The organism is Pseudoalteromonas sp. UG3-2, from assembly GCF_037120705.1.
Lineage (GTDB): Bacteria > Pseudomonadota > Gammaproteobacteria > Enterobacterales > Alteromonadaceae > Pseudoalteromonas.
Map to the genome: position 1 here is coordinate 171,193 of NZ_JAWLJU010000001.1, position 22,161 is coordinate 193,353.

General features: G+C 45.8%; 19 protein-coding genes. 5 read left to right on the forward strand and 14 right to left on the reverse strand.

Annotated features, from left to right (window positions below):
* Nucleotides 1-12 precede the first annotated feature (12 nt).
* From R3P39_RS00760 to norR, 8 genes are all read right to left on the reverse strand, one after another.
* A complete protein-coding gene (locus tag R3P39_RS00760; RefSeq protein WP_336565104.1) occupies nt 13-525 on the reverse strand; it encodes an Mpo1 family 2-hydroxy fatty acid dioxygenase in 513 nt (170 codons plus the stop codon).
* A gap of 112 nt (nt 526-637) precedes the next feature.
* Entirely contained in the window at nt 638-1,006 is a 369-nt protein-coding gene (locus R3P39_RS00765) for a DUF1294 domain-containing protein (RefSeq protein ID WP_336565105.1), read from the reverse strand.
* 2 nt (nt 1,007-1,008) lie between these two features.
* The gene (locus R3P39_RS00770; RefSeq protein ID WP_336565106.1) at nt 1,009-3,159 is read right to left on the reverse strand and encodes an exonuclease domain-containing protein; all 2,151 of its coding nucleotides are present in this window, start codon (nt 3,157-3,159) and stop codon (nt 1,009-1,011) included.
* 79 nt (nt 3,160-3,238) lie between these two features.
* Nucleotides 3,239-6,538, reverse strand: coding sequence for a response regulator (locus R3P39_RS00775; RefSeq protein ID WP_336565107.1), 3,300 nt, complete (start codon nt 6,536-6,538; stop codon nt 3,239-3,241).
* The gene (locus tag R3P39_RS00780) at nt 6,535-7,764 is read right to left on the reverse strand and encodes an ABC transporter substrate-binding protein (RefSeq protein WP_336565108.1); all 1,230 of its coding nucleotides are present in this window, start codon (nt 7,762-7,764) and stop codon (nt 6,535-6,537) included. The genes R3P39_RS00775 and R3P39_RS00780 overlap by 4 nt, the downstream gene beginning before the upstream one ends.
* 132 nt (nt 7,765-7,896) lie before the next feature.
* Nucleotides 7,897-8,382, reverse strand: coding sequence for a bacterioferritin (bfr, locus tag R3P39_RS00785; RefSeq protein ID WP_336565109.1), 486 nt, complete (start codon nt 8,380-8,382; stop codon nt 7,897-7,899).
* Between the two features lie 3 nt (nt 8,383-8,385).
* Nucleotides 8,386-8,856 (reverse strand): bacterioferritin, encoded by a 471-nt coding sequence (gene bfr / locus R3P39_RS00790; RefSeq protein WP_336565110.1) that lies wholly within the window; start codon nt 8,854-8,856, stop codon nt 8,386-8,388.
* Between the two features lie 180 nt (nt 8,857-9,036).
* The gene (norR, locus tag R3P39_RS00795; protein ID WP_336565111.1) at nt 9,037-10,599 is read right to left on the reverse strand and encodes a nitric oxide reductase transcriptional regulator NorR; all 1,563 of its coding nucleotides are present in this window, start codon (nt 10,597-10,599) and stop codon (nt 9,037-9,039) included.
* A gap of 156 nt (nt 10,600-10,755) precedes the next feature.
* Here norR and R3P39_RS00800 point away from each other — a divergent pair, with 156 nt between their 5' ends.
* From R3P39_RS00800 to R3P39_RS00820, 5 genes are all read left to right on the forward strand, one after another.
* Complete coding sequence (locus R3P39_RS00800) at nt 10,756-10,980, forward strand: hypothetical protein (RefSeq protein WP_336565112.1); 225 nt, start codon at nt 10,756-10,758, stop codon at nt 10,978-10,980.
* Nucleotides 10,981-12,198, forward strand: a complete 1,218-nt coding sequence (locus R3P39_RS00805; protein ID WP_336565113.1) for an NnrS family protein — start codon at nt 10,981-10,983, stop codon at nt 12,196-12,198.
* 32 nt (nt 12,199-12,230) lie between these two features.
* Entirely contained in the window at nt 12,231-13,400 is a 1,170-nt protein-coding gene (hmpA, locus tag R3P39_RS00810) for an NO-inducible flavohemoprotein (protein ID WP_336565114.1), read from the forward strand.
* Nucleotides 13,401-13,502: 102 nt separating this feature from the next.
* Entirely contained in the window at nt 13,503-13,976 is a 474-nt protein-coding gene (locus tag R3P39_RS00815; RefSeq protein WP_336565115.1) for a low molecular weight protein-tyrosine-phosphatase, read from the forward strand.
* Between the two features lie 69 nt (nt 13,977-14,045).
* On the forward strand, nt 14,046-14,690 hold the full coding sequence (locus R3P39_RS00820; protein WP_336565116.1) for a 2OG-Fe(II) oxygenase: 645 nt from the start codon (nt 14,046-14,048) through the stop codon (nt 14,688-14,690).
* Nucleotides 14,691-14,726: 36 nt separating this feature from the next.
* Here R3P39_RS00820 and R3P39_RS00825 read toward each other — a convergent pair whose 3' ends face one another.
* The 6 genes from R3P39_RS00825 to R3P39_RS00850 all read right to left on the reverse strand — a co-directional run bounded on the left by R3P39_RS00825 (nt 14,727) and on the right by R3P39_RS00850 (nt 21,971).
* Entirely contained in the window at nt 14,727-16,037 is a 1,311-nt protein-coding gene (locus R3P39_RS00825; protein WP_336565117.1) for a sensor histidine kinase, read from the reverse strand.
* Nucleotides 16,038-16,045: 8 nt separating this feature from the next.
* The gene (locus R3P39_RS00830; protein WP_336565603.1) at nt 16,046-17,386 is read right to left on the reverse strand and encodes a sigma-54-dependent transcriptional regulator; all 1,341 of its coding nucleotides are present in this window, start codon (nt 17,384-17,386) and stop codon (nt 16,046-16,048) included.
* 64 nt (nt 17,387-17,450) lie between these two features.
* Entirely contained in the window at nt 17,451-18,653 is a 1,203-nt protein-coding gene (locus R3P39_RS00835) for an ABC transporter permease (protein ID WP_336565604.1), read from the reverse strand.
* Nucleotides 18,654-18,663: 10 nt separating this feature from the next.
* Nucleotides 18,664-19,977 (reverse strand): ABC transporter permease, encoded by a 1,314-nt coding sequence (locus R3P39_RS00840; RefSeq protein WP_336565118.1) that lies wholly within the window; start codon nt 19,975-19,977, stop codon nt 18,664-18,666.
* 3 nt (nt 19,978-19,980) lie between these two features.
* Nucleotides 19,981-20,697, reverse strand: a complete 717-nt coding sequence (locus R3P39_RS00845; RefSeq protein WP_336565119.1) for an ABC transporter ATP-binding protein — start codon at nt 20,695-20,697, stop codon at nt 19,981-19,983.
* A gap of 17 nt (nt 20,698-20,714) precedes the next feature.
* Nucleotides 20,715-21,971, reverse strand: a complete 1,257-nt coding sequence (locus R3P39_RS00850) for an efflux RND transporter periplasmic adaptor subunit (RefSeq protein WP_336565120.1) — start codon at nt 21,969-21,971, stop codon at nt 20,715-20,717.
* Nucleotides 21,972-22,161 lie beyond the last annotated feature (190 nt).

Sequence of the window (22,161 nt, forward strand, 5' to 3'; positions counted from 1 at the left end):
AATTAGTTGCAGTTAAGCCCGATACTCTCCGGCTTGGTTAATAATTTGCTGCTCTAGCTGCGACATGAACCCCAATAAAAATAACAACTCCACCAACACAAATAACGGCCCAATGGCTAAGCCGACAATATCGTCGACAAACGCGGGCTTTTTACCTTCGAAATAATGGCCAATAAACTGCAATACCCAACCGAGCACAAACACACCCAGCCAAATCGCCCAGCTCCAGTAGCCCTGAGCCTCAAAGTATGCATTACTTTGTGCTACCACGGCATAGAAAACCAGTAGCACTGCGGTCATCATTATTCCCAGAGGCAGCGATAACACCAGATAATAACTGCATAACAGCGCAGCTAACACCATGGTTAAGGTAATTGCCACCTGATTGATGGCGGTAATGGGCACAAACGTAAGCCCCATCACCGCAATGACAATTAAAGGGATACCAAAAAAATGCGTTAAAATATTTCGTTTGCTGCGATGATAGCGCGCATATTGGCTCAGTTGCGTGGTTAAACTTTTCATTGTTTCTCTCTTGTTATTGTTGTTTATCTGTTTGCCAAAGCAGGTTGGCGGTTAATAAAAGCCGCTATGTCATAACATTAGAACAATTACTCAATACTGAAAAGTACCAGGTTTAAAAGAATAACAATAAAAATAAGCTACCAGAGAGCAAGGTTTGCAATAGCAACACCATAAACAGTTTATAATTAAAGCTGGGTTTTTGCGTTTTGTGTCGTAACAAGTACATGGCCACTGGCGTGATAATATTTAGCCCCAGCAAAGCAAGAATAAGTAACCTAAGCTCTGACACTCTATCGGCGGCCATGGTTGCCTTACGCTTGTCCCACCACATAACAGCAAAGGTCAGTAAATTAAGTATTAACAACCCAACGGCTGTGTATAACGGTGGCCAAGGCAGTTTACTCAGGCACACGATACCAAGCCAAACACTTAACCCCCAAAACAGTCCCGACTGATTCTGAACCAAACGCACTGCTGACATAACTACTGTGCCTGTCTTATTCCATTAATTTGTAAAAAGAGCTCTGCTGTGGCACTCGCATCGGCCATGGCACGGTGATGTTGTGTCAACTCGATGCCAAGCTGCTGGCACAATTTTCCTAGAGAGTAGGATGGTAGACCAGGCAAATGCTTACGCGCCAGCTGCACGGTGCATAACTTCGCGCGGCTAAAAGCATGTTGATGCCGAGCAAAGGCTTGACGGATAAAGCCATAGTCAAAATTGACATTATGCGCCACAAAGATGGCGTCTTGAGTAAATGCCGCTATCGCTTCTAATAGTTCAGTAATAATTGGGGCAGAGGCCACCATAGCGTTATTTATACCAGTCAAATTTTGAATACGCTGAGGGATATTGCGCTCAGGGTTAACCAATGACGTCCAGCTATCGACAACCTGACCATTTTGTACTTTTATCATGGCAATTTCAGTGATGCGATCATAGTCTTTGTTCCCTCCTGTAGTCTCAATATCAACAATCACATACGGTTGATCCGCAGCAACATTCCACTGCACCGCTTGCACCCGAACATCGAGGCCAACATCGCTGAGTTTAGATAAGGTAATCACTTGATTACGACTCAGGCTATCTCCTTGTGCTTTGATTTCTTCAAAGCGCAGCTTGCCGTGCTTGTCTATGATCATCAGATCGGGAAACCCCGAGCGCAACTGCTCAAAATGCTGGCAAATAAGCCGCATCACCCCATGAAGCTGGGCTATATCGCCATGCTCAATAAGCAGCGTTAATGGCGCTAAAATGTCTTCGTGCCATGTAAATAGCCGGTTGGGCTGCTGGTAGTATTGAGTGACTTGACGAATTAGCCACTTTTGCCACGCTTGTTTGGTGTTTACCTGCTCCAGTCGAGCCTCTATTTCCGACGCTAATAAGCTGTAAAACCTTCCTTCTTTTAACACTTTGGGGCTGCGGGAAAACGCATTCGCCACCGTGCTTTTAGGGTTAATATATAACTCATGCCAAAAAGTTAGGCCAAATAAGCTCAACCACAACGCGTTTTCGCCATGAACAGCCACATCACCTTGACGGCGATAATAATCCACCACCCCTTGCTCAGTATGGCCTTTAAAGGCTTCATCGATAACCAATGCTGGCCGGCTTGCCCGTAACATGTCGGTTAACAGTGAAGTGCGCTTTTTATGAAACTTTCGTTGATAAAAATCGCTGGCAAATAGCATCAAGGATTCATCATCGGGGCCATCTAGAATGTCTTCGAGCTGCTTTTGTACCCATTGATGTTGCCCTGCGCTATAGCGATGACGAATTAATGCTTCCCGTGCTTTGGGGTGCGGGCTTAACGCTAATAAAGCCTCGTAGTGCTCGGGCTCGTCTTTGCTGAGTTTAGCCAGTTTATAACTGTAATCAGCAAACAGTGACTGAGCATAGTGCCCCACAACCTCGGGGAAGTCACCTTTTAATAACTCGCCTTGCCAAGGAGCCAGCTGTGCTGCACTAATTTGTTTCAGCCCCTCGACCCGAGCAGCATAATGGTAGGCACTCTGAGCTTCGTCATACTCTTCAAAGTGAGCGTTTATACTTTGACTGTCGTCACGGGTCGCGAGTAATCCTAAATCGCGCATAGAAAATTGCGATAAGCTCCCGCCCAGTTTGCCAAAGAAAAGAAATAAGAAATAATCAAAGTCGCTTTGATGAGTGGCGCAATAATATCTGCCGGGTAATAGTTCAGGCTGCCATTGCCCTGCTTGTAGCTCTTTTGTCATGGCAGCAACCCATGCAGCCTTTTTAGCCGATAAATTGGGGCGTTCTTGCAGCTGAAAAGCAGTGCTTAATTCAACTAACTGTGTTTTGCTCAAACAATTTAGCAGCAAATCAATATTACTGGGTTTGGCAGGTGTTAATAGGCCCTTTTCTTCAAGCCGCCCTGCTAACGCTGGAATCTCTGCTAGCTCTGAATAGCTGAGCGAGCTAACATCTAAGAATGCCGTTTTACGGGAATAAAAGCGCACCAATAAACACAGCTCAGGCTCTGGTAATTGGCCATAGCGCTGCAACAATTCACGCTGCGATGGCTGCAACAAAGGCTGGCACACTTGATCAATGTAGCGGATCAATTCATTGAAGTGTTCGAGGTAATACTTTACCGGCAGTTGTTTTTTCAAAACAATCAATACACTGTTTAAATATACAGTTAATTTAACACAATCCGCTACCAATGCCAAACTGGTAAGTTTTGCGTACTTAGTCTACTTCAATATCCTTTTGCTTGTCAGTGACCTGCTGCAACCAAGTAGCCAGCTTTTCACGTAATTGCCCGGCGTTTAGCGGCTTAGCTAAATAGTCGTCCATGCCTGCCGCAAGACACTTTTCTTTATCTCCAGCCATGGCATTGGCGGTCATGGCAATAATAGGAACCTGTACATAAGCGCTTCCTGCCTTTCCAGCGCGTATGCACCGAGTGATTTCATAGCCATCCATTTGTGGCATCTGGCAGTCCATCAACACTAATTGAAAGGCTGGAGCTTGCTGCTGTTGCAAGCACTCTAATGCTTGCTGGCCGTTCTCGACAATGTGCAATTGCTCTAAGCCCATTTTTTTCAGCATACTTTGTGCAACCACTTGATTCACTTTATTGTCTTCTACGAGTAAAATTCGGGCATCTGGGAGGGATTCTTGGCGTTCGTCAGAGTGCCTCACTAGCTTTAAGTAGTGGCTGGTGATCAGGGGTTTGGCTTGTTTTAATATGGCACCGTCTTCAGCTAACACCGCTAAACCATCCAATAAATCTTTGCTGGTAACCGGCTTGGAGAAATAACCTGAAAAGCCCAATTTGGCATAGTAATTACCATCGCCTCTGGCCCCCATCGCCGTCATTAGGATCAATTTCATGGCGGCAAAACGTGGGTCTTGCTTAAGCTGTTTACCAAGCTCTTCACCCGTCATTTTAGGCAATGCCATGTTGATTAAAGCCATATGATATAACGGTTGCGATTGTTCATATCGCTGTTCGCACATAAATAACGCTTCACGGCCTGTGGCAGCCATAGTGACGTTGGCCCCCCATTGGCTTAGTTGCGCTTGCAAGCTAGACAAACTGGTTTGGTTATTATCGACAATCAGAATGTCTATCCCGCAGAGCGTATCATGGGCTACAGTGCCAAGCTCATTGTGGCTGCGCTCTAATTGGATGTGAAACTGAAATTCACTGCCTTTACCCAGCTCACTGTCGACATGAATGGACCCCGACATCAATTCACACAGCTGCCTTACAATGGCCAAGCCAAGGCCTGTACCACCATATTGCCGTGTAGTTGACGCATCAACCTGGGTAAAGCGCCTGAATAACATATCTAGCTTATCGCTGGGAATGCCAATCCCGGTTTCTGACACGCTACAATGCAACTGCACCTTGTCGCCGACGCGAGAAGTCCACGCACGCACTACAATCTCACCTTGTTGGGTAAATTTAACCGCATTACCTAATAAATTCGTTACCACTTGACGAATACGGCTAGGATCACCCACGACCATCGGCTCTTGCAGTGCCGTGCAATCCAGTATCAATTCTAACTTTTTCTCTTGTGCAGCCAACGCAAATGACTCCGTGACTTCTTCGAGTAAATCACGAAGATTAAAATCCAATGCCTCGAGCCGCAGTTTACCAGCCTCAATTTTAGAAAAATCTAAAATGTCGTTGATCAAACTTAGTAACGAATTTGCGCTGCTCATTGCCAAGCCAACCCGATGCTGTTGATGTGTGGTTAAGGCTTCATCTTGAAGTAAATGCAACATCCCTATTACGCCATTCATTGGCGTTCTGATCTCGTGGCTCATGGCAGTGAGAAATTCACTTTTTACTTTCAACGCTTGCTCAGCCTGCAGCTTGGCCTCTTGTAACTCATCTCGCGCAGCAATGGCCGCGGTAATATCTTGTTGGATCCCAACATACGCTTTAATCTGGTTATTTTTATCGAACACAGGGGACACTTGTAAGCTGTTCCAGAATGGTTCGCCTGAGCGCTTATAATTAAGCAGCTCTACTTTTACCGTTTTACACTCTTGAACGGCTGCACGGATTTTTTCCACTGCTGCTTGGTCGGTTTCTTCTCCTTGTAAAAAACGGCAATTGAGGCCAAGCATTTCATTGCCATATCCTGTTATTTTTTTAAAGGTATTGTTAACAAAAATCATCGGCAAGTCCGGTTTTTGCGCATCCGCAATGGTGATCCCAACGTTGGCACACTCAATCGCTTGCCCTAATAAGTCACTTTGTTCGATCGACTTTACTAAAGCTTCTTGCCGCAGTTTTTGCTCAGTAATATCTGACAATGAGCCCACAATGCGACTGGCCCTGCCTGCGGATAACGCAGCCGCTCCTTTAAGCCAATAATACCGATAACCGCTTTGCCATGTTTTTATTCGGCATTCAACACCAAAGGGTTCATCTTCGCTCATGTGGTAATCTAGAGTGCGCTGCAACGCCGCCATGTCCTCGGGGTGGACTCGCTCAAGTAAACTATTAATGTGAGGAGAAAACGCCTGTTGATTTTGCTGTTCAAAGCCCAACAAGGACTTGAAACGGTCGGAGTAAAACACCGTACCCTGCTGCAAATCCCAATCCCACAAGCCATCATCACTGCCATACATCGCCAATTTGAACCGCTCTTCACTTTGTTGTAACTGGGCTTGAGAAAGTTGTAGTTTTTTAAACGGGTTCAATAATAATTGCCGGCCAAACAGGTACAGCACTGCAAACGATAACAGCAAACCAATGCAAATTGCGCCAATCAAACTCCACACAAATGAAGCCACTTTGTCGTCCAGAAGTTGTTTGTGGACCTGATACTCCAGCGTCAGTCCCAAATCTGCAATCCTCTTTGTGGTCACAACTTGAAACTGCTGCGGATTGCTGACACTGGAGTAAGAAAACCAACGGTTTGCTATAGTTACAGCTTGTTCTGTATCATCAGCAGCTAGGCTTAAAAGGCTCATAAGCGTAGTAGAAAAGCGAGAGATTAGTACCCCTTCGGCAAAGCCATTATAATAAATGGGTACAGCTAAAATAAAGTTTTGGGCCATTTCACTGTTTTGTAAATCAATGGCATAGGGAATTTCCTCAGCTATGATTTTATTAAGCCAAGTAGGTTGGTTTAGCAAGATAGTCTCGTTCTCGAAGCTACTGAACACCACATCGCCCAGCACATTGATCACCAGCAATGGCTCCTCTTTACCAATCAACTTGACGTTTGCTAAGAAGTCTTGCAATTTGGCCGTTGACATTTCAGTACCCATGACGCCATTGACAACCGTTGGGTGCTTAGCCAAATCCACTAACACTTGTTTGTGGTTAACTAAAAACTGCGACAGGTTATTTGCCACTAATTGAGCTTGACCTGCATGGGTTTCGCTTATCAGGCGCTCAGCAGAGCTAGTGGCGCGCATACCCACGAATATGGCACTTAAAGTTAACGAGGCTATCAACGCCAAGAGTAAAAAGCTGTAAAAGGCGCGGCTACTGGATAAAAACGTATTTTTTTTCAAGGCCGCCCCTCAAAGCTAGGAGACAATGCCATACTGCCATCGGCTCGAAAACGCCCCATACACAAGTCGCTTGCCGCCAGTGCCTCGTGCGCAGACTGCTGCTCTGGTGACCAGCGAGTAAACGGAGTTTGATAGGTTTTAATTAACCCTATTATCGGCGTATCGAGTTGCTCAAGTTTGTTTTTCAACGCTTGGCGGATCTCTTTCATCGCTTTTTGTAAATCGACCTGCTGCAATGCGTTAATGAATAGTTTGCCAAGGTCGTATCCATGCACAAACCCAGGCTCAGCGACAATAAAGTTATTAATGGCAAATCGCTCAGGAAACAGCTGCTTGGCACGAGTAAACACCGCCTTTGCGTGCTCAGATAAAGGAGCGCTTTGAAATGAAAAACAACTTTGTACTACCGCCAAAGACACCTTATTGCGCAACAACTCACCAACTTGTTGGTGTAAATTTCCTGCGGTAACCCCCCAATGGCTAATAATAGGTAAACGCTTGTCTTCTGGCAGTGCAGCCATGGCTTTAACAATTTCAGCGCCTTCAATGGCATTGCCGACAAAAATAACGCATTGCGCCGGGCCATTGCTGATACTGTTGACGATTTGACCGGCTTGACTGCCTTTAATTGACCAGTTAAACCAGCTTATTGGCAAAATATTATTGGGCATTTGCTCACTGTAAGCATGATTAAGGGTTTTAAAATTAGACTCTCCCCACGCCGTTTGCTCCAATAACAAGTGTGGATGCTGACAATTATTATTGAGAGCGTAATCAATCAGTACTTTACCCACTTGGGTATCGTCTAGTGATAATCGAAATACCCAGTTATCGACACTGGGATAACGCGTAATGGATCCCCCAGCGGCCCAAGGGACTAACAGCAGAATGTTATTTCCATTAATAAAGTCGCGGTATTTAATATAAGGAGGGGAGTGCACTCCCCCAAGCACTGCCAATGCGGTTGGGTCGTCTAAAAATTGCTTCAGATTTAAGTAGCTGCGGTTGCTGTTGCCACGGTGATCGCGGATCACAAACTCTATTGCCACTTGGTTCACTTGATTATTCACTTCATCTAATGCCGTCAGAAAACCCATTCGCATAGCATGGGCTGACGCGCTTAGCGTTGAATAATCGGCATCGTGATAAATTCGCAATTCAGAGGGAGGTGACTGAGCAGCAAACAAGGGGCTGCAAAAACACAACAACAATAACAATCGTTTCATGCTGACCATACCAAGCAAACTTTTGCTTAACTGTAGTTGATTTATAACGTTTTTGCTTAATTTTTAGCTTCAATGAGCGAAGTGAAAGAGGTGGTCGATAATGCATTGACACAACCACCTCTTAGGCAAGGGTTAACCAGCTGGTGTGTGGTTTAACTGGCTTTGAATGTAATTCGGTAAGCCAATGAGTTTAATAAGATTTAAGTGTTGCTCTAACCAGTAAATGTGGTCCATTTCGGTATCATCTAGCAAGCTCTCTAGCATCTCGCGGGTAACATAATCTTGCTCTTGCTCACACACGGCAATGACTTTCTTCAAATGGTCTTTCACCACAATTTCTGCGGCCAAGTCATTTTCCAGCATTTGTTTTACGTCTTCACCAATGTGGATATCGGCTCGCGAAGCGGTGTCGGGGCTACCTTCTAAAAACAAAATGCGCTCGGTAATGCGCTTAGCATGATCCAGCTCTTCTTCATATTCATGAGAGAGCTTTTGATGGAGTTTTTCAAGCCCCCAGTCTTCATACATTTTTGCATGAGCTAAATACTGATCCATCGACGACAACTCAAGGGTCAGTTGTTTATTCAATAAATCGATAATGGTTTTATTACCTTGCATTCGTTACCCCTCAATTTGCGACTGCAAATAATTTTCTATGCCAGTGTTCTTAATCAAGAAGTGTTGCGTTTCTAACCAATCCACATAGTCTTCTTCGTACTCTAAAATAGACTCAAGTAGATCGCGGCTGACATAGTCTTGTTCGGTTTCACAAAGCGCAATGGCTTGGCGCAGTTGCGGTAGTTGTTCCAACTCGAAGGCCAAATCGCATGCCATCATTTCTTCGGTGTGTTCACCAATGCGCAGTTTTTCAAGGTGTTGTAAATTGGGAAGACCTTCGAGAAATAAGATGCGCTCAATTAAGTCATCGGCTTGCTTCATGTCCTTGATGGATTTTTTATAGGCTTTTTCGTTAAGCTCTTCTAAGCCCCAGTTTTTATACATTCTGGCGTGCAAGAAGAACTGATTAATCGACGTTAGCTCTAGCGTTAGCACTTGGTTCAGTGCTGTGATCACTTGCTTGTTACCCTGCATAGGGCCCCCTAAAGATTTCTAATGACGCTACTTAACCCTAGTTCATTATTGGCACTTCGCAAGAATAAATAAAAATAACAGTTTTCTTAATATACTCTTTTAAAATAAACAACTTATAAGAGTATTAAGAACAATTTTTATTACATTTAGGGTTTCTTATATAAGCCTGAGTCTAACCCGTTACTGTAGCTGCTTTTTTACGTCAATGCCTAAGCGTTTAGCCAGTCTCACTAGGTTTGCCCGATCCATTTGCAACGCTCTTGCTGCAGCAGACCAGTTGCAGTGATGGCTTTGCATAGTTTGGCTAATAAGTTGCTTTTGTAACTGCTCAACGGCAGCTTTCATGGAGCTTTGGGGACTGAGGGCAATACTCTGTGGTTTCTCTCCTGTACTGGCGGTTGCAGCGACAAAGGGTTCAAGGTGTTGCTGCTGAATTTCGATAATGTCCGCTTGCCACTGTTGGTGTTTGGCTTTTAAAGCCGCGCGACTAAGGTAATGCTCTAACTCCCGGACATTGCCCGGCCAATCATGCTGTAACAAATGATTTAACGCCGCTTTTGCCATCACCACCTGATTGACGTTGAGCCGGGTACGCAGGCGCTCTAAAAAATACCCCACCAGCAAGGGCACGTCGTCTAACCGCTGAGATAATGTCGGCAACAACAATGGATAGACACTTAAGCGATGAAATAAATCTGCACGAAACTTCCCCGCAGCAACCGCTCTTTGCAAATCACGATTGGTGGCAGCAACTACTCTGACATCAACCACATCCACCCTATCAGACCCTACAGCTTGCACTTCACCGCCTTGCAGAGCTCGCAATAACTTGCTTTGTAGATTGAGGCTTAACTCACCCACTTCGTCGAGGAATAGGGTGCCGCCGTTTGCCGCCATGAATTTACCTTGGCGGGCTTTATCAGCCCCAGTAAAAGCGCCTTTGGTATGACCAAACAGCTCACTTTCGGCAATGCTGTCGGGTAATGCGGCGCAGTTTACCTGTACAAAAGGAGACTTAGCACGTTGTGACAGTTCATGCACCCGCTTGGCTACCAACTCTTTGCCTGTCCCTGTGTCACCTTGGATCAATACGTTAAACTCTGAGTCAGCCACCATGGCTATTTCATTTTTCAACGCCAACATGACCGCACTCTCGCCAATTAAACGCTGCTGTTTAACGCTATTGTGTGGTCGTTGCGCTGTATTAGAGCGCAATTGCTGCTTCAGTGTAATGATCTGAATAAGCTGCTTACTGGCATGTTCCACAATGTGCTGTAGCGTTTGTAAGAATACCCTTGAGTAGGCAGCGAAATGCTGCGGCTGTAAACTATCAAAGGTCACGGCTAAGATGGAGTTGTCTGCCACCACTCTAAAGCCCATACAAGCATGAACGGGTAATCTATTCGATGCCGCCAACAACAGACCATCATAAGGATCTGGTAATTCACTGTCTGCGGCAAAGTGACACATTCCTTGAGCGTGCGTGATTGCCGCCAAACGCGGTTGTTCTGACAACATAAACTCACGGCCAATGGCATCCGAGCTCAAGCCATGACACGCGACAATCGCCAATGCATGTTCATTACCTTGTAGCACCGCAACAGCATCAGAATCAATACAGTTCGCTAAAGCGTGCAGTAACAACTCAGCAAAGGGCTTTACGTCCTCCCCCTCATAACAATGAAGCTGAGCCGACAAGGTAGTACTGAGCTCTAATAACTTCGATAACTCAACCCCATTCATGTCATTTTGACCTAATTATTAATTATAAACCTGAATAAGGTAGGTCATATTGACACAAAACTCAATATCAAATACTTAACCAATTGATTATTATAGATATAAAAACTGGCCTATTCTCTGCAATGTCTCGTTATCTATTCCTTTGAGTACATTGCCATGAGTCGTCTAAAACAACTACTGCAATACAGCAATATCACCTTAGTTTTATCGCTATTGCTGTTTATTGTTACTATACATATCAGTTACTTTAGTGCCGAGCACTATAACCTTGAAGTACAAATAACTGCTCATATCGCGACCATTGTCATCGCCGCGGTAGTGAAATTAGCTTACGTTAGTCGCTGTGTTTGCCTCTATCAACTTGGTATGGAGGTGCGCTAAGTGAGCTTGCTGCAATTACAAGAACCAAGCCGGCGCGTTTTTCAGTGGCGTTCTATTTCTACTTGGCCCCTCTTTATGCTGGCTTTTCGGCCGCTATTCTTATTGGCAGCTAGCCTCAGTGTAGTCAGTATTAGCGTATGGGCACTAATACTGACAGGTAACATCAGCTGGCGTGCCCCTTACCCTGCCACCTTTTGGCATGTCCATGAGATGTTGTTTGGGGTAGTCGCCGCCGTAGTCGCTGGCTTTTTACTGACCGCAGCCAAAAACTGGACACAACAACAGACTCTAAATGGCAAAGCATTGCTGTTGCTATGTTGCGTCTGGCTTGCTGCTCGCTTGAGTTTTTTTATCAATGATCTAGGGCTTACCTTCACCTTAGGCTTACAAATGCTGTTTTGGCTGCTGGTGATCATCAACTTAAGCCACGTCATTATTACCGCCCAGTCGCGCCATAATCGGGTGTTTATTTTTATTACCGCCCTAATTTGCAGCTGTAATGCCCTGTTTCTAATCTTATTGCGCAGCCAAGACTACCAATTAGTCAGTGATATCGCGCAATCGAGTTTAATGGCTTACCTATTGTTAATTGGCGTGGTTGGCGGCCGGGTTATTCCTTTCTTTATTGCTCGGGGGACGAATACACCACAAGCCCCTCGCTCACTGCGCCTTGACCGCAGTATTTTTATCGTCGCCCTAGCGGCTCTAGTAAGTTACCTCTGGCAAATGACAGGCGCTTCCCATTTTATTCTCAGTACTGTGTTAGCCATTTTAGCGCTGCTACACCTGAAAAGAGCCTGTGATTGGTTTAACCGCAAACTCATCAAGGTACCGTTATTATGGTCGTTGTATTTATCTTACCTGACTGTCGCTCTGGGTTTATTACTTCTTGCGTATAGCAACAGCTGGGCCAGCGAGCACGTAAAAAGTCACCTTCACCTTGTTGCCATTACAGGCATGGGATTGATGATTTTGGCGATGATGTCACGGGTTACTCTCGGCCACACCGGCCGCGCCCTAGAGACGGGCTTTGTCACTACTGTCGTTTATGGCTGTATTGCTACATCGGGCTTGCTTCGAGCCTTACTTGGGCATTTTATCAGCCCTCACCTTAGCTGGCTTTTAAGCGCCCTAGTTTGGGTTCTTGGTTTTGCCTTATTTCTTTATACCTACGCCCCAATGCTGCTGCAAAAACGCATTGATGGCCATGTCGGTTAAGTTAACTTATCTATTATTATCTGGAGAGATAGATGCTTTCAAATAACACCATTGCTTTGGTAAAACAAAGTGCCCCTCTGCTTGCCCAAGTGGGCCCTGAGATCACACAGCAGTTTTATCGCCGCCTGTTTTTCCATCACCCCGATCTCAAAGGAATTTTTAACCAATCTCATCAACAATCGGGCAAACAACCCTTGGCTTTATTTTCCGCGCTGGCGGCGTATGCACATTATATTGATGAGCCCGAGACACTAAAAACCGCGATCACTCGGATCAATCACAAACATGTCAGTTTGGGGATCGCACCTGAACACTACCCCATTGTTGGTCATCATTTAATCGCTACGCTTAAAGCTGAGTTTGGCGAACAATTTAGTCATGACATCGAGCAAGCGTGGCAAGCGGCTTACCAATACTTGGCGGACCTTTTCATTAGCGCGGAACACGGCCTATCAGAAACTGTTGCGCAGCAAACAGGGGGCTGGCAAGGTCAACGTGAATTTACCCTGATGGAGGTGGTTAACCACACCCCATCGGTAAAAAGCTTTTATCTCAAACCCAGCAACGAGGGTGCTTTGCCCAATTTCGCACCAGGTCAGTTTGTCTCTGTGTTTGTGCCTAAAGAGATCGCCGGCTTGCAGCAAATTCGTCAGTACTCTTTATCTGCAGCCGCGCAGCATGACTATCTACGTATTTCGGTAAAGCGCGATGGTCAAGTTTCGCAATACCTTCACACCCTAGAACCTGGTGCTCGTCTCTCCCTGTCAGCGCCAGCGGGCGATTTTACCCTCAACCTTAACAGTAAAGCTAAAGTGTATATTAGTGCTGGCGTTGGGATCACGCCGATGCTGAGTATGCTGGCCACACATAAAACACAACTCACCGATATACCAGCGGTGTTTCTTCACGCTAACCGTACTGCTGAAGAACTGGGTTTTGCTGATGAAATCCTTGCCGCTGGGCAGCAAATTAGCCAGTTTCAATACCAATATTGGCTGGACTCTGGTGGCGCAAATGCCATCCAAGGCACAATGGCATTAAGCTCAATGCGGCATCGTTTACCACTGCAACATGGTGAGTTTTACCTATGTGGTCCGGTTGGCTTTATGGCTGAAATTAAGGCACAACTTCTGGCCCTTGGCGTCAACCCAAGCCACATTTTTTATGAAGTATTCGGCCCCCACGAAAACCTGCCAAACTAGGCTAGTGCTCTATCGGCGGCAACCATTGCCGCCGCTTATTTTGTCGCGCAATAAAAATGGTTACTATAGTGGCCGTTACACTATTTATTTGGAAACCACAGTATGAGTCAGATTAATGCGATTTTAGTGGTGTGCATGGGCAATATATGCCGCTCACCGACCATGGAAGCGATTTTAAAAAAACGCCTTGCTGAAGCCGGTTTAGACGTTCGCGTTGAGTCGGCTGGCACCATTAGTTATCACCAAGGCAATCCACCTGACCCTCGCAGTGTGGCGGCAGGTACAGCTCGCGGTTACGATTTTAGCGCCATGCAAGCGCAACCTGTGAAGCCCAGCGACTTTGCTGAATTTGATTTGGTGCTGTGTGCCGATAACGCCAATTATCAAGACTTAGTAGCGCAATGCCCAGCGCACTATCAACACAAAATTCAGATGTTTTTAGATTATGGTGAAGCAGCTCAAGCTGAAGTGCCAGATCCCTACTATGGCGGTGAAAATGGCTTTGAACTGGTACTCGATTTAATCGAAGACGCCTGTGACGTTATCATCGACAAGATCCGCTTATCGACAAGGTAAAATTAACTTGTTGGATTATAAAGGGGTATCACTGTAAAAGAGTCTCAACCAAAATAGAGGCTCACTACATTGCTAAATTTAGACATCGAATTCCCCTTTGAACAGCTGGCGCAAGACATTCAGCGCGACGGGATCAGTATCCAAACCAACTTGGTCCCAGCCCATATCCTGTCTAAATTAAGTCAAAGGATCACCAACTTAAGCCAAGAAGATTTGAAGCAAGCGGGCATAGGTCGACTTCAAGAGCATGAAACCAATGCTAAAATCCGCCGTGATAAAATTCACTGGCTGGACAGCAATCATGAATTAGAGGCGGCTTGGCTGAATTACATGGATGAACTCAAAATCTTTCTGAATCGCCGCTTGTTTATGGGATTATTTAGCTATGAGAGCCACTTCGCCGTTTATCCTCCAGGCGCTTTTTATAAAAAGCACTTAGATGCCTTTAAAGGTAAAGCGAATCGCATTCTCACCATTGTACTGTATTTAAATCAAGATTGGTCGGCTGACAATGGCGGCGAATTGGTGGTGTATCAGCCACAAGACCAGCAACAGGTTTACACTAAAGTAGTGCCTAATTATGGCACTTTGGTGACCTTCCTCAGTGATGAGTTTCCCCATGAAGTGCTGGTTGCCAATCAAAAACGTTACTCGATTGCCGGTTGGTTTCGACTCAACACCAGCATTAATCATGCAATTGATCCACCTAAGTAGCTCGCGCAAGACTGCTGAAGTTTGTTTTGTAATACCTTAAGCGCTTACATTGTGAGGTGCATTACTATGGTTGGGTAACCGCACCTCAACACACAAGCCCTTACCTTTGCGATTAAACAAACTAATTTGACCATGATGAGCTTCCACTATCTCACGACACAGCGCCAAGCCTAAACCCGTGCCGCTGGACTTGGTGGAATAAAATGGGATCAGTGCATTGGCCATCACCGCATCGCTCATCCCTTCGCCGCGGTCCAGCACATGAATGATCACTTGGTTCCCTTGTTGCTTTGTCTTAAGCGCTATATCTTGGGCTGCAGAGCCTGATTCAACGGCATTTTTAATCAAGTTAATCAGCAATTGCTCAATTTGGGTTTCATCAGCCAAAAGTTGCTGCTGCTGTAATTCACAGCGAAACGACCACTGCTGCTGCAAATCATTGCAAAGCTTATGAAAATTGACGGCCTGTAACTTCGGCGATGGCAGCTTGGCAAACTTGCCATAGCCTTGAACGAATTCACTGAGATGTTTAATACGTTCTTCAATGGTGGCAAAAACTCGGCTTAATTTCGGCTCGGCCAAGCGCTCAGAGAGAATTTGGCCACTGTGCAACATGGATGAAATAGGACCTAAAGAGTTATTCAGTTCATGACTAATGATACGGATGACTTTTTTCCACACCTGCACTTCTTGGCGGCTCAATTCTCGTGTGAATTGTTTGAAAATATATAAGTGATGGTAGTGATTATTGAGTAGCAATTCACCATTGGCCAAATGCCACATGTGTGACTCGCCGCCCGCTGTTACCATGGAAGACAAGCCGTCAAGTCGTTTACTAGCCGCTTGTTTTAGCTCGCTCGACAGTGCATTAAGCAGTACCGAAAAACGCTCTCCTTCTAGACGATGCGGGTGATTAAAAAACGTTTTTGCACTGCTATTGGCAAATATCACGCGATCATTAGAATCGACTAACACCAGCACTTGAGGTGACGTTTCTAGCACCTTATCTAGCATTAGTTCACGTTGATATAACCACTGTTTTTCTTGCCTTAACTGCGCGGCAGTATCATTAAATAGCTGACAAAGCTGGCCCAGCTCATTGTCAGCTTGATAATGGATAGCGGTAGTAAATTCCCCGTCTTTAAAATTTAGTAAGCCAACTTCTAGAGCTTGCCATGCAGCTCTGCGTGAGCGTAACAGCAGCATTTGCATTACCAAAGCACAGACAAAGACAATCACGGCTGTCACTGCCACCCACATGGGTTCTGGTAATAAAAACCAAGCTGGAATAAAAGCGCTGAACACACTTAGCGCGAGCATGGATGCATTTTGTTTAAATGACAACATGGCTCACCTTAATACTCTATGCCAAATTTTTGCAGCCGCCGATACAAGGCTTGACGACTCATATTAAACTGCCTGGCAACCTTAGCAATAACGCCCATGTGGGTGCGCAGTGCGGCCTCAATTTCCGTCTTGCTGGGCTCTACACTGACTGCAGTATTGGTCTTCACCGACAGGCGTTCGCTGGTGTCTATGCCAAAATCGTGACTACTAAGCTCACCATTTGGATTTAGTACCGCGGCCCGTTTACAGGCATTTTCAAGTTCTCTGACATTGCCAGGCCAAGTGTACTCTAGCAACATCTTGCGGGCCTCGGCGCTGATGGTATGTTGTGGCAAAAAGTACTGAACTAAAGGCAGGATATCATCGCGACGCTGCGACAAAGGGGGCACCGCTAATTCAATCACATTTAAGCGATAGTATAGGTCTTCACGAAAGCGCCCTGCCGCAATGTCAGACGCTAAGTCGGCATTGGTCGCCGAGATCATTCTGACTTTCACCCGTTGTGTTTGCACGGAACCTAAGCGTTCAAATTCGCCACTTTGTAAAACACGCAATAACTTGGTTTGGCCAGACAAAGGTAAATTACCAATTTCATCTAAAAACAAGGTGCCATTATCTGCGGCTTCAAAGCGACCAATGCGCTGTTTGTTAGCTCCTGTGTAAGCCCCACTTTCGGCACCAAACAACTCGGCTTCTAACAGCTCACTAGGCAATGCGCCGGCATTAACCTTAACAAAAGCCTGCTCAGCAAGCGCAGAGTTGGCTTGCACGATTTCTGCGATTTTTTCCTTACCGCTGCCGTTCGGCCCGGTGATCAACACCGACACATCCGACTTGGCCACTTGCAGTGCCATATCAATGAGTCGCTGCATCGCAGCACTTTCATAGACCACGCCACATAACTGAGCTCCTTGGCTAAATGCCTTACGTTCTTGTTCTTTTTGCTGCAAAGTGGCAAGCCGTTGCTGTGCTTTCCCAAGCGCCACTAAGTTAGTCACACTGGTGATGAGCTTGGTATCATCCCATGGTTTTGCCAAATAATCGGCCGCCCCGGCTTTGACTAACTCAACCGCGGTTTCCAGCTCCGTCCACGCAGTGAGCAAGATGATCGGTAAATCGCCATTAATGGCTTTGAGTTGATGAAATAAACCAATGCCTTCTTCCCCCGACGTAGTATCAGCAGAAAAGTTCATGTCTTGGATCACCAAAGCAATGTCTTGATAAGACACTACTTTGATGGCCTCAAGGGGCGAGGCCGCCGTCACCACCTGAAAATCATGTAACTCCAACAGCAGTGATAATGAATCGAGCACCGCAGGGTTATCATCAACCAGTAAAATTTTATCCATCATTATTTATTTTTATATCCATTGCTGTGCAATAGTAGGATTCTAGCACAGCAATATACACCAATTAGACACTTCGGGTCGCAATACTGGGCGAAATATCCGCCGCTTTTCTTGCCGGGAAGTACGCCGCCAACAAGGTCAACAATATCAACCCCACCGCGGTGACCAAGACATAGCCAACCTCTAACGCCGGAACGGAATATAAGCGCATCAATTGCTGCCCTAAATAAAAAGTCGCCACACTACCAATCACTAGACCCACCAAGCACACCATGGTGTTTTCAACAATAAAATACCGCACAATAGCTGACTTTCTGGCCCCAAGCGCACGGCGAGTGCCAATTTGCTTGGTCCTTTTGCTAATATTAAATTGCGTCAAGCCAAAGATCCCAAGCGCCGTCACCACCACCAATGCGGTGATAAGCACAATTAACATTCTAAGCATCAGCAGGTCCTTAGCATTGTAGCGGGCTTTTTTCTCATCCAGCCCTTTTGTATCGGTTACCACGCGATTGGGATTTTCGCGTAATAATGCGGCCTCTACTTGCTTCATCACCTCTGCGCGCAGATGTGGCTCTGTTCTCACTAAAAATTGCTGTAGCTTCTCTGACTTAACCATGGGGAAGATAATAAAACGATCGGCATTACTGCTGCGCGGCCAAGAGTTGGTCATACGTTCAACAATCCCCACCACTTTTAGCGCCCCACCGCCATGGTAAATGGTCTCACCAAGCCCTTTATCAACACCAAACATTTCATCGGTAAAGGCTTTACTGGCTATCACCACATCGGGTTGCTTAGCGTATTCATCGGTGATCAACACGTCATTGGCAGTAAAATCGCGACCTGCAATAAGCTTAACACCTAGAGTATTAAGTGCCTGTTGATTACTACGCATATAGCCTGAGTTTACTGTTTTATTGTCTTCCTCTGGGGTTAAATTAAACCCTGAATTCCAACCGCCGCCAGACAAGGGAACGGAACTGACAACAACGGCATCAATAACGCCAGGTATACTTTTTAAAGTCTGTTCATCAGCGATTACCTGCTGGTTGGCATCATTACCTTGTGCAAACGATAAGGTGTTAAGCTTAAAAATGGCCTCTTCTGGATAACCGGTCGGCTTATTTAAATAGCTTACCCGCTCACTGACTATCGACAGCGAATTGCTGACAATCGCCAGGGTCAAGGCCAGTTGCAAAATCGCCAATATGGCACCTACTTTAGCGCGCAACAAAGCATTAAAAATCGGTTTTAGTTCCAACATCATTCACTCCTTATTGCACTTTTAAATAACTGGCAGGGGATGTTCTGCACACCACATAAGCCGGGTATAGGCCCGCTATGATGCAGGTTGTAATGGCAATCATGGGCGCTGCTAACAGCATACTCAGATCCATTGTGGCAATGCTTTGGTACAGGTGATTGGTAGCACGGATCCCCCAAAGCCCCAATTGTGCCAGCGCTATACCAACCACACCGCCAATTAAACCAAGTACGGCCACTTCGACAAGGTGCTGATAAAATACTTGCACTTTACTGGCGCCAAGGGCACGGCGTACCCCAACATCTGGCGCTCTTTTCAAGAATTTTGCTAGCAATAAGCCGAGAATATTGGCTAAACACACGGCCAAAAACATAAAGCTCAACCCTATCATCACCTTGTTGTCTTCACTGACCACGGCATTGTAGCTTAACCACTCATTGACGTTACGCAGGACCGCTTTCGGGGCATCGCTGTTAAAGCGCCCCAATGCTTGTTGCATTTCAATGTAGTTATTTAACTGGGTTTGTACTGCTTGTTTTTCGTTGTCACTGTTCAGCTCTACCCAAAATTGCGTCCACAGCAGTTCAGAATTCATCTTATCCTTGTAATTTTGAATATCTTCACGTTTCCAGCCATTGGTGTTGCCCCAAGTATCAATTTCATAAGCGCCGGCATGACTAAATGGAATAAAAATCCGCTCAGCATAGTCAAAAGCACCATTATTGAGGTCGTACATTTTTACTGTGGGCTGCCACTCTTTTGTCACTCCCACCACTTGATAACGCTGCTGAGCTAGGTAAATGTTCTCACCAACAACGTCGGTACGCGCAAACAGCTTTTGGGCAATGGTTTCATCTATCACCACCACTGGGGCGATGTTTTCAGCTTGCTCTTGACTCCAAGCATCACCGTGTAAAAACTGCAAAGCAAACATATTAAAAAACTCTCTGGTGGTGAGTCGCGTTTCTTGCAATAAAGGCGTCACTTTAGGGTCATTGATATGAACAGCAAAGCCCGACTTGAACATAGCGACTTTGTTCTCAACCTCTAAATTTTGATACAGGTTGCTGGCATCCTGAAAGGTCAGCTGGTAGGGAATATCATCGGAGGTGTGATAAGTATTGCCCTCATCCATGGTCTGTAATTGTACTGCATGTAATTGACTGCTCTTACTGGGAATGGGATCCGCAGACATCATATGATAAACCGATAAGCTCACCATAGTGACGCCAATGCCAATGGCAATCGCCAGCGTCATTAGCGCGGTCGCCAAAGGCGTTGCTTTGAGACTGCGCCAAGCTAAATCGAGATAATGGCGAAACATGATTTAGGCTCCTATTGGTGCTGTTTTATCGCTGTTAGGACTCCCTTGGTACAAGGTAAAGTCCGCTACTTGGCCATCCACAATCTGAATATTTCGTGGTGTTCGACGAGCAAGCTCGGGGTCGTGCGTCACCATCACAATGGTGGCGCCATCGCGATTAATTTGTTCAAGCAATTCCATCACTTGCCGTACCATGAGGCTGTCGAGATTACCGGTGGGCTCATCCGCAAGTAAAAAGCGCGGTTCGCCAGCCAATGCTCGAGCAATGGCCACACGCTGTTGTTGGCCTCCTGAAAGTTGCTGCGGCAGGTGTTTAGCACGGCCGGCCAATCCCACTTGTTCAAGACAGCGTTCAATGCGGCGCTTACGCTCCGCAGCCTTAATACCACGATATCGCAATGGCACTTCTACGTTCTCGTATAAGTTTAAATCAGGAATAAGGTTAAAACCTTGAAAGATAAAGCCAATTTTTTGATTTCTTAGGTCTGCACGTTGATTGTCATTGAGTTTACCAACATCAATGCCATCAAGCATGTAACGGCCACTGCTGTAGTTTTCCAACATGCCGGCAATGTTCAGAAACGTGGTTTTGCCAGAGCCAGATGGCCCAGTTACGGCAATAAACTCGCCTTCATTTACCTGTAAATTAAAGCCTTTTAAAGCATGGGTTTGCACCATTTCTGTTTGATAAACTTTGCCCACATTATTCATTTCTAACATATTGTTCTCACTTATTTTTATCTTAATAAAATACGAGGAGCACGCTCAAAGTCATCGTAGTTACTGATAATAATTTGATCGCCAGGCTGTAGCCCCGCAATGATTTCTACTTCACTGATACTGCTGGCTCCAGTGGTGATTTCTACCCGTTTTGCTACTTCACCCTCGAGCTTATAAGCAACGTGCCCACCAGCATTCATAAAGGCCCCTCGCCTGACTTTCAGGGTGTTGTCTTTGTGCTCTAATAAAATTCGTGCCGATAACCGCTGGTTTTGTCGTATCCCTGAAACCTGCTGATCTGAAAACCGAACTCGGGTAGTGACTTCGCGATTATTCACTTCCGGTGAAATGGCCGATAAACGTCCAGCAATGGTGTCGTTGCCTATTTTCAGTTCAACCGTCATGCCCAACCCTAATTCTTGGGCGTAACTTTCAGGTACCTGTAGCTCTGCCTCATAAGCACTTAAATCCACCAGCTTCATCAAACCTTCGTTAGCCGAAACCGAGGCTTTATGCTCAACCAATAAATTGCCCACAATCGCCGACACCGGTGCCACCACATTTAAGCTGGCAACCTTGCGTTGTAATTCCGCGACAATAAGCTGTTGCCGCTCAAGCTGGTTCGCCACTGATTTAAGCTCAAAAGCCAAGGTGTCTTTACCCAGAGCCACTTCTTGCTCGGCATGGGCATAATTCAACTTTGCCCGAGCTAAATCGTCCTGTGCTTCCTCTAAATCGATTTGACTGATGAGGTTTTTGGCAATGGAAAGCTGTGCTCGGCGGTCTTCTCGCTGTGCTGCTAACAGCTCTACTTTTGCCAGGTCTAAAGTACGATTGAGGGTCAGGTTTTGCCTTCTGACATCCAGCTTTTTCCCCTCCAATACCCCTTTTAAGCGCTCGAGTTCCGCTTGCTCTTGTTGTAAACGATTAGTCAGTGCGGGACTATCAACCGTCGCCAACACTTGGCCTTTAGTGACGCTGTCACCCGCTTTCACTTTAAGGGAAACATAGCCACTCTCGGGGCTGTATATTTGTGGTGCATTGGCAGCAACAATAATACCGGTTGCGGCGATGTCTCTTGTAAAGCTGCCACTGGCTACCTCTGCAATTTGTATACGCTCCTTAGCTACCGAATTTGTCGCTCCATGTTCATTTAACCACACATAAGCGAGTAACAATGCCGCACTCACGCTGATAATGAGCCAGACTAAAATGCGTCGCTTGCCTGTGTGCTGTGCTACTGGAGTATCTTGCGAACTGGTATCTTTTATCACAGTGTTTTACCTCCGCTGTAAAAGGCAAACAGCTCAAATACCGCGGCCACCATAAGGACCACACTTGGGGAAAGGAAAAAAATCAGTGTCAGCATGTTAGTATCCTGCAATTCGTTCATCTGGGATAAACAGATACCAGCTTGATGCCAACTTTTAACTTTATGATTTACTTGGTTTTTTGCAATTTAAG